This is a genomic window from Paraburkholderia dinghuensis (genome assembly GCF_003837865.1).
Lineage (GTDB): Bacteria > Pseudomonadota > Gammaproteobacteria > Burkholderiales > Burkholderiaceae > Paraburkholderia > Paraburkholderia dinghuensis.
This window is the reverse complement of record NZ_RQIS01000020.1, coordinates 1-13223: the sequence shown is the minus strand read 5'-3', so window position 1 is coordinate 13223 and position 13223 is coordinate 1. Positions and strand designations below refer to the sequence as shown.

The 13223-nt window shown below is 61.5% G+C and carries 15 protein-coding genes; 6 read left to right on the top strand and 9 right to left on the bottom strand.

What is annotated here, in order from left to right; translation table 11 throughout:
• Nucleotides 1-242 precede the first annotated feature (242 nt).
• Nucleotides 243-1982: a Na/Pi cotransporter family protein gene (locus D1Y85_RS22490; protein WP_124153284.1), complete on the top strand. Its 1740-nt coding sequence runs from the start codon at nucleotides 243-245 to the stop codon at nucleotides 1980-1982.
• A gap of 221 nt (nucleotides 1983-2203) precedes the next feature.
• Here the strand turns inward: D1Y85_RS22490 and D1Y85_RS22485 are convergent, their stop codons facing one another.
• The 4 genes from D1Y85_RS22485 to D1Y85_RS27210 form a co-directional block, all read right to left on the bottom strand.
• Nucleotides 2204-2881 (bottom strand): hypothetical protein, encoded by a 678-nt coding sequence (locus tag D1Y85_RS22485; RefSeq protein ID WP_124153283.1) that lies wholly within the window; start codon nucleotides 2879-2881, stop codon nucleotides 2204-2206.
• A 217-nt stretch (nucleotides 2882-3098) separates the two neighbouring features.
• The gene (locus tag D1Y85_RS22480) at nucleotides 3099-3752 is read right to left on the bottom strand and encodes a hypothetical protein (RefSeq protein WP_246025017.1); all 654 of its coding nucleotides are present in this window, start codon (nucleotides 3750-3752) and stop codon (nucleotides 3099-3101) included.
• Between the two features lie 381 nt (nucleotides 3753-4133).
• Nucleotides 4134-4373 (bottom strand): hypothetical protein, encoded by a 240-nt coding sequence (locus D1Y85_RS22475; protein ID WP_124153282.1) that lies wholly within the window; start codon nucleotides 4371-4373, stop codon nucleotides 4134-4136.
• Nucleotides 4374-4554: 181 nt separating this feature from the next.
• Nucleotides 4555-4725 carry a hypothetical protein gene (locus tag D1Y85_RS27210; RefSeq protein ID WP_185219086.1) on the bottom strand — a complete coding sequence of 57 codons (171 nt, stop codon included), beginning with the start codon at nucleotides 4723-4725 and terminating at the stop codon, nucleotides 4555-4557.
• Between the two features lie 145 nt (nucleotides 4726-4870).
• On the opposite strand from D1Y85_RS27210, the gene D1Y85_RS22470 reads away from it, so the two are divergent.
• Complete coding sequence (locus tag D1Y85_RS22470; RefSeq protein ID WP_124153281.1) at nucleotides 4871-5410, top strand: cupredoxin domain-containing protein; 540 nt, start codon at nucleotides 4871-4873, stop codon at nucleotides 5408-5410.
• Between the two features lie 306 nt (nucleotides 5411-5716).
• Here the strand turns inward: D1Y85_RS22470 and D1Y85_RS27205 are convergent, their stop codons facing one another.
• Nucleotides 5717-5875: a hypothetical protein gene (locus D1Y85_RS27205; protein WP_185219085.1), complete on the bottom strand. Its 159-nt coding sequence runs from the start codon at nucleotides 5873-5875 to the stop codon at nucleotides 5717-5719.
• A gap of 318 nt (nucleotides 5876-6193) precedes the next feature.
• Here D1Y85_RS27205 and D1Y85_RS22465 point away from each other — a divergent pair, with 318 nt between their 5' ends.
• From D1Y85_RS22465 to D1Y85_RS22450, 4 genes are all read left to right on the top strand, one after another.
• The gene (locus D1Y85_RS22465; protein ID WP_124153350.1) at nucleotides 6194-7483 is read left to right on the top strand and encodes an NAD(P)/FAD-dependent oxidoreductase; all 1290 of its coding nucleotides are present in this window, start codon (nucleotides 6194-6196) and stop codon (nucleotides 7481-7483) included.
• Nucleotides 7484-7497: 14 nt separating this feature from the next.
• Complete coding sequence (locus D1Y85_RS22460; RefSeq protein ID WP_124153280.1) at nucleotides 7498-8055, top strand: helix-turn-helix domain-containing protein; 558 nt, start codon at nucleotides 7498-7500, stop codon at nucleotides 8053-8055.
• Nucleotides 8056-8168: 113 nt separating this feature from the next.
• On the top strand, nucleotides 8169-9515 hold the full coding sequence (locus D1Y85_RS22455; protein ID WP_124153279.1) for a glutamine synthetase family protein: 1347 nt from the start codon (nucleotides 8169-8171) through the stop codon (nucleotides 9513-9515).
• A 238-nt stretch (nucleotides 9516-9753) separates the two neighbouring features.
• Nucleotides 9754-10032 (top strand): HU family DNA-binding protein, encoded by a 279-nt coding sequence (locus D1Y85_RS22450; RefSeq protein ID WP_124153278.1) that lies wholly within the window; start codon nucleotides 9754-9756, stop codon nucleotides 10030-10032.
• Nucleotides 10033-10457: 425 nt separating this feature from the next.
• On the opposite strand, the gene D1Y85_RS22445 is transcribed toward D1Y85_RS22450, so the two are convergent.
• The 4 genes from D1Y85_RS22445 to D1Y85_RS22430 all read right to left on the bottom strand — a co-directional run.
• Nucleotides 10458-11069 (bottom strand): histidine phosphatase family protein, encoded by a 612-nt coding sequence (locus tag D1Y85_RS22445; protein ID WP_124153277.1) that lies wholly within the window; start codon nucleotides 11067-11069, stop codon nucleotides 10458-10460.
• 173 nt (nucleotides 11070-11242) lie between these two features.
• Nucleotides 11243-12034, bottom strand: coding sequence for a DUF2182 domain-containing protein (locus D1Y85_RS22440; protein WP_124153276.1), 792 nt, complete (start codon nucleotides 12032-12034; stop codon nucleotides 11243-11245).
• Nucleotides 12035-12099: 65 nt separating this feature from the next.
• Nucleotides 12100-12702 (bottom strand): DUF1326 domain-containing protein, encoded by a 603-nt coding sequence (locus D1Y85_RS22435; RefSeq protein ID WP_124153349.1) that lies wholly within the window; start codon nucleotides 12700-12702, stop codon nucleotides 12100-12102.
• Nucleotides 12703-13043: 341 nt separating this feature from the next.
• A partial coding sequence (locus D1Y85_RS22430; RefSeq protein ID WP_148089154.1) for an integrase core domain-containing protein occupies nucleotides 13044-13223 on the bottom strand: 180 nt, incomplete at its 5' end.

The following is a 13223-nucleotide window of genomic DNA, read 5'->3' as shown; positions in this document are numbered from 1 at the left end:
CGGAAGCCGGTAAAGCACGGGTGAGTGGCACGCAGTTCGACGGCGCAGTGATCGTGCATGAGCCGCGCATGACCGGGATCCGCCCCGTTTTCCCGTTTTGAAACAGAATAGGCGGGTTGACGGTCGCGATCCGGATCAACGGGGCTTTCGTCGTGCCGGTGCGGAACCGGACGGGCACGAGATCGCGTGAACATTGAAGCGGGCAGACAGCGTGGGTACGCAATGACGCGAGGCGCAACGACATGACTCCCGATCCCTCGTCTATCGATCAGGCAAACCTGAATCTGGTCCACATGTCCGGCCTTCTTGTCGGTGGACTTGCGCTCTTTTTGCTGGGCCTGCAATTCATGACCGGAGGCTTCAAGGCCATCGCCGGCTCGAGACTGCAGGCATGGCTCGGCGAGCTCACGGCCAACCGCTTCCGGGGCGTACTGGCCGGTGCAGTGGTGACTGCGCTGCTGAACTCGTCCACGATCACGACCGTGTTGATGGTCGGCTTCGTTTCCGCTGGATTGATGACGTTGACGCAGTCGGTGCCGATGATCATGGGCGCGAACATCGGCTCGACGGTCACGGCTCAAATCATTGCGTTCGATGTTTCCAGGCTGGCGCCTTTCATGCTGGCTGCCGGGTTCGTCATGTACGCATTCGGCAAGCGCATGCTGATTCGCCGGGCCGGCGAAATCGTGATGGGGTTGGGGCTGCTGTTTATCGGCATCGAGTTCATGGGCGACGCCACGCGTCCGCTGAGAACCTTCCCCCCGTTCATCGATGCGATGCAGGACATGAAGCATCCAGTGCTGGGTATTGTGGTCGGCGCCGTCTTTACCGCGATCGTGCAAAGCTCTGCCGCGACATTGGGCATTGTCATTGCCCTCGGTGCACAGGGGTTGATGCCGCTTGAAGCCGGTATCGCACTGATTCTCGGTGCGAATGTGGGCACTTGCGGAACGGCGTTGCTTGCTGCGATAGGCAAGTCGGCGGAAGCCCTTCAGGTGGCTGTCGTACACCTCATATTCAATGTCCTTGGTGTGGTGGTCTGGGCGTTTTTCATTCCGCAGATGGCAGAAATGGGCCGGTTCGTCTCGCCGTCGTTCCCGGAACTGGAAGGTGTTGCCAGGCTGGCAGCCGAAACGCCGCGGCAGGTCGCCAACATCCACACGATTTTCAGCGTGAGCAATACCCTGGTGCTAATTTGGTTCTCGGACTGGATCGCCCGGTTCGCGCGCTTGATCGTTCGTCCGCGCGCGCGGGAGAAGAAACGGATCGGCGACCCGGTCTATCTCGACAAATCGTCCCTGGAGATGCCTTCGCTTGGGCTTCAGCGCGTCCGGATGGAATCGAGCCGGTTGGGCAATGAGGTCGTCGATATCGTGCGCAGCGGCGCACACGTCGTCGTGGGCGGGTCCATCGAAGAGATCAATACGCTGCTCGATCGGGACAAGGAGGTGGACCGGCTCGCTGCCGAAATACTCTATTACATCGGACTAATTTCGCAGGATGAACCATCAGAGCAGGAAGGCGTACAGCTAGTCTGCTTTACGCAGATCGTCACGAGTCTCGAGAACATCAGTGCCATTATCGGGACGAATCTGATGTCCATGAGTCAACAACGGCTGACGCAGAATATTGAATTCACGCGTCTGAAAGGCGTTGCGAATTCGCGATTCGCCGAAGTCGTGATTCAGAATCTGGCACAGGTCGTCGAGGCGATCGGCGACGCGCAAACAGACGCGGACGTGGATGCCGATGGCGACGCGGATACAAATGCGCGTCCCGCGTCTCGAACCTTTGGCACCAAGCCCGAGATCAAGGCGCTCGTTGCGCAGACGCGGCAGAGCATTCTCGGTAATGTGCAACTGGCGCAGAAATCAGACGTGCTGGACTATCAATTGGCCGTCGATCTGATCGAGCAGTACAGGCAGATTGCGCGACTTTCGCGAGGGATCGGCAAACTCGTCGGACAGATGCGCAAGCGTTAGCGATTGCGAGCGCAAGCGTGGTCCATTCACGTTCCGGCTCGCAACGACAATTTCGGCGCGCCTTGTTCGGCAAAATTCATTGTGCATTGCCAGATGCACGCGATTCGATATGGGATACAGCGTGCCGCCGGGCGACTGACGAGCGCAGTGCCGAAAATAAACAACAGAAGAGGCGTACGAAACCGGGTGCCGCCGCGCAACCAGCGGCACCCGATACCGCATCACTGGCCAGAATTCCCGACCGTGATCCAGGTATGGTATTGCGCGGACCAGAAGCGTCGCGGAGCTGCTGGACCCGAAGGCGACGGTGCTTCCGCGGAGGCAGTCTGTATCGCCGGCTGGGCGTCTGTTTGTGCGTCGTCGGTCCGCGACATCTCCCGCGCATAGGCTTGCGCATCGGCCTCGAACTGCTGGGGCGTCACGGCCTGCGCCTGGCTGTCATCCTCTCCATCATCGGGGACCTGATCTTCACGTGCCGTCACAGCGGCTGGGTGAGCGGGCTGCGGAGGCGGATTTCCCGCGGCGTGAACCGATGCCGCCGAACAGAATTCGGCAATCAGCTGGTCTCTTGAAGGAACCTTCGCGGGGGCTGCCGCGGCGTGCGGCGCCTGGGCGACTTTCGCCACGTGGGGCGCTGGCGCCTTTTGTGCTGGCAACGGGGCGCTCGAGACCGGAATCTCCTGTACCGTCTCAACGTCCCCTCCATCGCTGTACGTCTCCTTCATGTCGACGATGTTGTGTCGGGGCGGTGCGGTCGCCGCCTCCTGTGCTGCGCCGCCGGACTGGCTGGCCGGGACTTCGGCATGCGCGGCCTTGTACCCGGCCTCGTAGGCTTCCCTGACGGCCTTCAATTCCGCCGGTGTCATCGTGCCGGAACTACTGGCGGCGATGGCGGACACGGACAACGAACCACATACCGCCATCACTGATGCGACCGCAAGAGGCTGTAAGCGTAGGTTCATATTGTCGTGCGGGCACCCGCCCGACCGGACGGGGAGGGATAGCACGCCGGCGTATCGCCAGCCAGGCCCGCGTCTCCTTGTACGAAGCTATCCTTTTACTGGAACGGCGTCCGGGCAGACCGTAACGCGCCCGGGATCGCTCACGCAAAAATCGCTAGCGCCACCGACGATAACCTCCGCCATACCACCAGGGTGCCCGGTAGTATCCGGCCTGCACCACGGGGTACGCGCTTGCTACGGCGACGACTGGCCAGCCAGGCGGCGCCGCGTACACGGCTTGCGGGTACTGTTGATACACCGGAGGCGCTGGCGGATACACCGGCACGTACTGAACCGGCTGAACGGGTGCGGGCGGTTCGGCGTACATCGGTTGCGCATACATCTGCGGCGCGTACTGCGCAGGCGGCGGGGCGTCCACATACGACGATGGCGGCGGCGGTGGCAAGTACCGCCGCACTGTCTGCGCCGGTGCCGCCGGAGGCGGCCCGCTCACCGGCGGGATGGCCGCGCGGGCAGCGGCCATGTTCGCATCGTGCTGCTTCTGGATGAGGTCCTTCAGGATCCGGTCGTCGGTGTTGCCACGATGAATCCAGCCGTTGCGATACGCCCGGGCGATTTCGCTCATCCTTGCGTTCGGATCTTCCTTCGCGCCGTCGGCATTCACGAGGTAGTCGCCGGGCTTGAGGTTGCGTTGGGCCGGCGCGCCGTTGTCGTATGCCTCGGGCGGACCGTCCGCATACGATGCGCTTCCATAGAACAGCGTGGCGAAGGCCATGCCAGCCAGACTCCGCGTAATCAGTTTCTGCATGGCTTCCTCCGTGCAGAGTGAGGGAGTGGTTGAGCGAGCCACTTGGCCCGCTGGCGGCGCGCGAACGCAGTGCGACCTTACGCAACATGGCAGCACCTGGTTGCGCTGGCATCTAGCCAGGACAAACCCGGGCGATGCGAATGCACACGAAGGCGCCAGTCAACACACTACCGCGATTGCGATGTTGCGTTGTCTGGAGTGTCCAGCGCCTCACTGGGACCGATTAGCCTTGCCTCCCAAACCGTTCGCCTTCGGCTAAGGCGTAGGGGGTGGGTTCCGCTAGCTACGATGCCAGGGAAGTCCGCGATCGCGTCCATTGCCGCCATGTACAGAATGATTTCCCGGACGCCGGTCTTGTTCTGTGGCCGACCACACGTCCCTTCACAAAATACTCAGGTATATGCGGACCGCGTCCGGCCAGGCCGCGTACGAGCCGGCGGCGAGTGCGCGCACTTGCTTCCACTCGCGGCCATCGACGGCCTGTGCGGCATCGAACGCGATGCTCGCCAGCCCGCCGCGGACCGTCACGTCGGCGAACGGATTGACGACGACGTGCTGCTGCCCGACGAGCCGCGCAAAGCGTGCGCGCAGGACGGGCAGCGCGTATGTCGCGGAGCGCACGCTGCGTTCGCGCGCAAGCGGACGCCACTCGGACGTTACGCGGGCGAGCTGCGCGGTCAGGGTGGCCCGACCCGGCGTGCAGCCGGTGCGCGACGTCGATCGAAGGCGCAGTACGCGATGGGGGCGCGACGAGTGCCGCCCGTGGCGTTCGCCGAGGACCCACAGCAGCAGGCGCCAAGTCTCACTGCAGTAAACGCGTCGCGTGTCGCGGCTCGTGCAGCGTCAGCCACGCGGCGATCGCTTCGGTGTCGGTCGTAGCGTTGAGACCGCATTGCTCGTGCGAGCCGCGGAAGCGCCCCTGCGCGCCGTCAAGCATCCCAGGCAGCGACGCGAGCGACCAGGGCAGCTCCACTTGTCACGTTGGTCTGCGGATGCTCCTCTGACTTTGTGCGGCCAACTTTCTGACAAGCTACGCACCCTTCCGCGCAGGATTTCCGTCATAGCGGGAGCCGGATACTGACGCTAGACTGCGAGTTCTCTTTGGATAGGAGTAGTCCATGCAACGCCCTTCAGCCGCCGTAATCGCGGCATCGACCGTCGTCCTGCTCGCGGCTGCCGTTCTTTCGTCGTCCGCCTTTGCAGACGCCACGGCACCTCAGAAGGAGGCGACACAACATAGTCCGCGGGCGAGTTCCAGTGCCCACGTCCACGGAGATGATGAGGGCTCATCCGCTGGAAGACCCGGCGACGCGAAGCACGCAACGCGCACGGTCGCAGTCACTATGCTCGACACCATGCGCTTCGAACCGCCGACTATCGCCGTCAAGAAAGGCGAGACGGTCCACTTCGTCGTCAAGAACGCCGGCGCGGTACGCCACGAGATGACGTTGGGCTCCAGGCAGGAACTGAAGGAGCACGCCGACATGATGCGTGCGATGCCAGATATGACGCATCAGGACGCCAATAGCGTGACGGTCGAGCCTGGAAAGACCGGCGATCTGGTGTGGCAATTTACCCGTGCCGGCACCTTCGATTTCGCTTGCCTTCAACCCGGGCATTTCGAGGCGGGAATGAAGGGGACGATCACCGTCAAGTAATGCAATTAGCTCTTGCAGGCGTTTCCAGGGTCATCCGTAGCGACCATGAATATGCTTTTGCCAGCGGGCCAATGGAACTGAAGCAGGGCGTGGCTATGAGGTAGGGCGGCGTACAGGATGCTGATTCCTGCTGCTTCCTTCGCCGTTCTGTTTAGTGTGTTCGCGGAACACCGGCGTCACCCGGCGGCCGCCGACAATCCCCGTCGGGCGTTGTCAGTGCGCGTTCAAGACGGCTCCGAGGCCGGGCCATGCGTGCGCAAGCGGTCCGGCCTCGGGGGACGGACCGCGCAAGGTGTCTTGCGGCGTTCAGTAGCCACCGCCTGAGGAACTCCCGGAAGAATTCCCTGAACTGCTCGACGCACTGTCGGCGCTACGATTCATGTCGCTGCCGGCAACCGCCGACGCGGACATCGCGACCATGCCAAGGCAGACGAGATACGCAAGAACCATCCGAATCCGTTTCATGCCGATCTCCTGGTGGGAAGCCCGCGGGAAGTTCCGCACAGAGCATTCGAGCGAGGCATTCACTTCAAAACTACCGGGGTGTCGAACTCAAAGTGCATGGTGTGCGAACGCCATGCATCGACATTGGTATAAACGCGGCACAGCGGCGCCGTATTCCTGATCCTCTGGCAGCGTGCGGAACTAGATCGAGCAGAGCATCCTGGAACGCACAACTCATGCGACCTGGTTCCTCGCGCGGCAACACGATGAGTTGCGCTCGTGAAATTGTCGTGTTATTTTTTCATGAAATTTCACCAACCAATTTTCACGGGCGTCGACATGTTCGTCGAATCGACTCATCACGTAGAGAGCTATTACGCCGGTAGCTGGCCCGGCTCACTGCCGGTTCGCAAGGCGTTAGAGGGCGACTGCAACGTCGACGTCCTGATCGTCGGCGGCGGGTTTAGCGGCCTGCATTCAGCGCTCCGGCTCGCACTCGCGGGCAAGCGCGTCGCGTTGCTCGAAGCGAGCCGCGTGGCCTGGGCTGCGTCGGGCCGCAACGGTGGGCAGGCAATCCTCGGCTGGTCCTGCGACATGGGTCCGCTCGAACGTTCATTGGGCGTCGAACGCACGCGTCAACTCTGGGACAGCATGTGCTGGGCCGCCTCTGAGGTGCGCGAATTGCCCGTTCGGCACGGCTTTGACGTCGATTACCGATCCGGCAGCCTGTGGGCGGCCGTCAAGCGTAGTCGTGTGGGCATGCTGGAAGAGGCGCGCGACGAAGCCGTGCACAAGTGGGGTTACGACAAGCTGCGCCTCATTCCCGAAGAAGAGATGCCGGATTGGATCGGTAGCCGCCGTTATCGCGCGGCGCTTTACGATCCCGAGGGCGGGCATCTTGACCCGCTCAAGCTGGCGCTCGGACTCGCCGACGCTGTCGAGCAGGCGGGCGGCCGCATCTTCGAACAAAGCCGCGTGCTGGCCTGGCACGAGACCGATTCCGGTTATGTCGCAAACACGAACCAGGGGACCGTGCGCGCGGACACGCTCGTGCTTGCCTGCAACGCGTATATCGATCAGCTCGATCGGCGGCTGGCGAGCCGCGTGCTGCCCGTCGGCACGTATCAGGTCGCGACGCGCCCGCTTGAGCCGCAACTCGCGAAATCGCTGCTGCCGCGCAATAGCTGTGTCATCGACAACCAGTTCGTGCCCGACTATTTCCGTCTGAGCCCCGATCATCGTTTGTTGTTTGGCGGCGCATGCACGTATCTCGGCGGCATTCCGCGGGACATCGCTGCCGCGACCCGGCCGAATCTCGAGCGTGCGTTCCCGCAGTTGCGCGGCATCGAATTCGATTACGCGTGGGGCGGTCACATCGACATCAGCATGCGACGGACACCGGACGTCGGGTGCGAAGGACAACGTTACTGGCTACAGGGATTCTCCGGGCACGGTGTGTTGCCCACACTCGCGGCGGCGCGCGCCGTTACGGACGCGATCCTCGGCGATAACCGCTTGCTTGCGCTTTACCAGGCCATTCATAATCCGGGCTTTCCGGGTGGCGAGCGGTTCGCGGCGCCGCTGGAGGCGTTAGGCAAGCTGTGGTATCGCCTGCGGGACGTCGTGTGACGGAGTAAACAAGCATGGACAAGGAAGAAGAAATTGAAGGCCTCGCGATCCTGATTCGCGATCTGCGAAAACACAAAAAGGTGACGCTGAGCGAGTTGTCGAAGCGCGTCGGCCGCTCGGTTGGCTTTCTTTCGCAGGTCGAGCGCGGATTGTCACGACCGAGTGTGGCGGATCTGACCGCCATCGGCGAGGCGCTGCAGACGCCCACCACGTATTTCTACAGTTTGAGCAAGCCGCGCGCGTTGCCCTGGGTGACGCGTCCAGGTGAGCGTCGCATTCTGTACTACGCGAGTGGCATTACGGATGTGCTCGTATCGCCCACCATGTCGTCGCGATTTTCGATGCTTGAGAGTCTGCTGGAGCCGGGCGCCACGAGCGGCGATCGCCCAGTGGACGACAGCGATGAGCAGGGCGGTTTCGTGCTGGAAGGCGAGTTGACCATCTGGATCGACGGCGAGCAGGATCCCGTCACGCTCAAGCCAAACGACAGCTTCCAGTTGCCGGCGCGTTGCCGGTTCAGCTACGCGAATCTCGGCGACAAGGCGGCGCGGGTGCTCTGGGTATTCACCTGATATCGCGGGTGTTTTGCACCAATCGACGCATTCCGTGCGGTCTGGATAAACAATAAGTTGTACATAAAGTCAGGCTATCAACTGTTTCCAATTGCGAAACCAAGGAATCTACCGTGACATCTCCTGCAGCCGGTCTCGTCAGCGAAGTGCGTGCGTTTCGCGAAGCACATGCCGATGTGCGCTACGTCGATCTCATCTGCCTCGACATTCCCGGTCATTTCTACGGCAAGCGCTGTCCCATCGAGATGCTTGAAAAGGTTGCTGCCGGATCGATGCTGAAGTTGCCACAGAACACCATACTGCTCGGCACGCAGGGTGGTATTTATCCGATTGGCGACTATTGCCTCAATGACGGCGACCCGGATGCAGTGCGCCGCCTCGTGCCTGGCACGCTCAGGCGCGTGCGTTGGGAAAAGCAGCCGCTCGCGCAGATGCTGATCACGTCGGACGGCACCGAAGCGCCCATCGGCTTCGAACCGCGCGAGGTCCTCGCGCGCGTGCTCAAGCGACTCGAGCGTCGTGGCCTTCGGCCGGTCGTGGCCTTCGAACTGGAATTTTATTTATTCGACGGCAAGCTCAAGGACGGTCTGCCGCAATATGCGCGCGATCCGCTGTGCGACGACGAAGACGATCAGGCGAACATGCATATCGAGCGCATTTCGCGCTTTTCGGACGTATTGCATGAGATGGTCGACACGGCGCGCGAGCAGGGCGTGGACGCAACCGTCATCACCGCAGAACTCGGACCGGGCCAGTTCGAAATCAATTTCGGTCATTGCGACGATGGGCTTCGCGCCGCCGACTGGTCGGCTCTCTTTTGCCGCAGTACGCGTGGCGTGGCGATGAAACACGGTTATCGCGCGAGCTTCATGTCGAAACCCTGGCTCGACGCACCGGGCAGTGGGATGCACGTACACGTGAGTCTCTACGACGAGGCCGGAAAGAATGTGCTCGCAGCGAATGGCAAGCGTGCACTCCGCCATGCCGTGTCCGGATGCCTTGCGCTGCTGCCGCACTGCATGCCGATATTTGCGCCCAATCACAACGCGTTCCGGCGGTATGGCGCGATGGTGAATGCGGCGAGCCGGGCGAGCTGGGGTTTCGAGGATCGCGACGCGTGTATCCGCATTCCCGAGTCCGACGACGCGAATCTGCGCATCGAGCACCGTCTCGCAGGCGCTGACGCAAACCCTTATCTCGTGCTGGCCGCGATTCTTACGGGTATCGAACACGGACTCGACGCGGGGCATGAACCGATTGCGCCGCTCAACGAAAACCGGTCGAGCGGCGTCGATTTCCCCGGCGACATGCTGTCGGCCGTGGCGGCCATGCGACAGCATCCGGCAGTGCGCGAGGGACTTGGTGACGATTTTGTGATGGTTTATTGCGAAAACCGACGCCAGGATCATCTCGACTTCATGAATTCGATCAGTAGCCGGGAATATCGCTGGTTCCTGTGACGCCGGGCCCGCTGCGCGTAAACGCGCATAAATCGTTCCCGGCCAGATACTTAGCGCATCTGGATGGTGCGTTCGCGCTCTGGTTTGACGGTGGGTCGTTCATCTGAACCATCCCCGAAACGGGGCGCAGCGACCCTCCGTGACCGATAAAAGACCGTATCGACATGAAACGCGATTTGCCTGTTTCGCCCTTGTGCGGTAGGGTATGCAAGTTTTCTCAACTCAACACAGGTAGCAGATGAACAAACAGGAACTCATTGACGCAGTCGCCGCAAGCACGGGCGAGACGAAAGCGGCCACTGGCGCAGCTATCGACGCGATCCTCGAAGTCGTCACGCGCACGGTTACGTCGGGTGATTCCGTGCAACTCGTCGGCTTTGGCTCGTTCTCGACCGGCCAGCGTGCTGCCCGCGTGGGCCGCAACCCGGCTACGGGCGCGGAAATCCAGATCGCTGCTGCCAAGACGGTGAAGTTCACGGCCGGTAAGGCTTTCAAGGACGCCGTCAACGCGTCGTGACATGCGCATCGAGGTGCAGTGCGTGTGACGCATTGGGCAATGGCCGCGCCGTTTGGCGCGGCGTCTGATCGTCTTCGCTGCTCCCCCTCTTGACGCTTGAGCATTGGCGCACCGGCCGCTTTCTCGCGGCGCGGTGCCGGCACGGCGAGCAACAGAAGGCCCGTGGCTTTTTTGTTGCTCGCGTGTTTTTCATCTATTTGATTCGGCATCCGAACTAATCAGGGATTACTTCGGGAAGCTCGACTTCGCGTGTGTAGTCTTTCAGGCGTTGTCCGTCGTTTGCCGTATTGAGCACGATGCGCGTGATAAAGACCTGCGCCGGCACTTCAGTATTCGGACGAGACTGACAGTTGCCGCGGATTATTTTTTTCTATCGCGGTGTTGAAAGCGGCATACCTGTGCCGCGCCTTCGCAACATATCGTCCTCATGTAGTTGCCGCGCATCGCACGTTCCAGCACCGTATGGCGCGTTCTTCATGATCGAAGCCCAATACGCTGACTGATGCGGTATCGAGATACAGATGCGCGCCCAGCGACGCGTCGCCGCCCATCCAGCAACCGGCGAGCGCACGCAGGAAATGGGCGTGCGAGAACAGGGCCAGGCGTCCCTTCATCATCATCAGCCGCTCGATCACGGAGTTTGCCCGTATCTGAACCTGTTCGAGGTTTTCGCCTTCGGGAATGGGCGAGTGCCACACACTCCAGTCGGGCTCGGTCGCGCGGATTTCCGCGGTAGTACGTCCTTCATAGATACCGTAGTCCCACTCACGAAGATCGGACATTTCGGTCATCTGGTCGCCGAATCCAGCCAGGCGGCAAGTCTCGATGGCGCGAGACATCGGGCTCGATAGCACTGCATCGAACGGCTGTTCGCCGAGCAACGGCACGAGCGCGAGCGCCTGCTCACGGCCGCGATTGGTCAGTGCAATGTCGGTGCGGCCCGTATGCTGGCCCGAGAGGCTCCATGCAGTTTCGCCGTGTCGGATCAGCGAGATTTCGCGCAGCGCGTGCGGTGTATTCGCGGGTCGGGTTGGCATGAGTGACTCCCCAAGGGTCCGGGCGCGCGTGTCCGGTTCGGGGCAGCGATGCCCGAGGCCGGCCCAACGTGCGCCACTAGTGGTCGTTCCGTTCCAGGCCGGCATGCAAGCCGCTGTGCTGTGACGCGCTCAATACGAGCGCCAGGGGTTCCGCATGCCGGATCGAAGATGACTCAGGCATTGCTTGCCACGAGCAGCACCGACCAGGTCAACAATGTAACGCCGAGTGGCGCGCTGAGTCGCTGTCCCCACGAAATGTTTTTTTCGACCGCCATCACGGACGCAAGCATGAGCATCCAGCCGAGACTGCCTGCGCCGACCACGAACATCAGCAGCATCAGCGCCCAGCAGCAACCGACGCAATACAGTCCATGATGTGCACCCAATGCGAACGCGTTGCGCTGCGTTGTACGGCCGCGCCAATGCGTGATCACGAAACTCAGCGGCGTGCGGCATTTATCGAGGCAGCGATACTTGAGCTTGCTGAACTGGAATGCGCCGGCGCACGCCAGCGTAGCCGCTCCGATCAGCCAGCCGTATTCGCTGATCGCAGGCACGCGCGCGATTGTGCTCAGCAAGAGCGCGTGAAGGCCATGCGCGAGCAACCCGAACGCGCTCCACGTCACGATGTAACCGAGGCAGAGTAGAGACAGCAGGCGCAACTGGTCGGACCGCCCCGCGACCACGCGCTCGAATGCATTGAACAGAGGCAGTGTGGTGGGGAGCATCATCGCCGTGATCATCAGCGTCCACGACAGCGCGTATAGCACGGCTTGCACGACCGGAGACCCGCCGGGGACGGCCCGGCACAATACCGCCGCGGGCCCCGACGATGCCCAGTCGCCGTGATCCAGATAGCGTCCGTAGGGGCTGCGCGACCAGAGCCACAAGATGGTCCACGCGAGCACGACTACGCTGCCCACCACGGGCACGAAGATGCGTCGATGACGCGACATGCCGCGCATGTTCGGCTCCGCTAATCGGCGTTGTGACGGTGCCGCCGTCGTGAATGGCAGCACCTGGAACCCGGTCACGCGTCGAACTGGAAGGTGCTTTGCAGCGCGTTATGGTTCTTCAGGTCGAGGTTGATCCCCAGCGCTTCGTTCTTCGCGCGGTAGACAGGGGCTTTGCCGACGAACACCGGCGCTCCCGGTACTGTAGAGAATATGGTATCGGTCAGGGTCGTAGTTGCGCCGGTAGGTCCCAGATACGGTTCGAGATCGGCGTAATAGTCGGCGCCGATCTTGAGCGTGCCCTTTCCGCCGACGACATCGAAGCCGATTGGTGCGCGTTCCACCGACACCACCGTGCCGATCAATTTGGCAAGTTCCGCGACAGGACCGCCAGCCTGTCCCGTGAAGACGTTCAGCAGTGCCTCTTCCTGTTCCTTCGACGCGTGGTCGCTGATGAAGACCGCCACCGACCAGTTGCCCTGCATGATGTTGCCCGGAATGTGGCATACCGTGGCAACCGTATTGCCTGCGACATCGACGCCGTTGATTGTGCCTTGATCCATGTGCCACGCGACGATGGAATCGCACGTTCCATTATCGGCGTCTTCACCAATCCAGCAAGGACAGAGCACGCGGCAGTTGCAAACTTCAAGCAGGCGACCCTCAAGGTGATAGCTCATCGCGTCCTCCATCGAAACGGGTAGCGCGCTTCATAACCGTGATCTGGCCAGTGCGCTATGTGTGGAATTGTAGAGAATCGAAACGGACACTCAAGGTCTTTGAAGGACAAACAGGCTGCCACACTTGACTCGCTGTTTCTGCCGCATTGAACCGATTATTGGCAAGCCCGGAATCGAATCGACGTTTGCCTACGTCTCGTTTATCTGTTTGGTAATACCAATTAGTGTATATACACACTAAACACACTAACGGAACGATGTCGAAGGGATTGCATCGTGTGCTTATGCTTCGGTCAGCTGCTGGCCCTGCTGGAGTTGACCCTGTAATTCCGGACACAGCTTCACACTAAGGTTGCTGATTCCGTCGCGCGCCGGAATGCTCGTGGTGAGCGGTATTTCAACGCGCTATGGGGATGCTTCTCGTTGTAATGCTCGAATGCGATGGCCAGATTGCTTGCGGCAGTCGCCGCATCCGGCTTCGGCATGAAGGCGACGTAATCGCGTTTCATCGTTTTGACGAA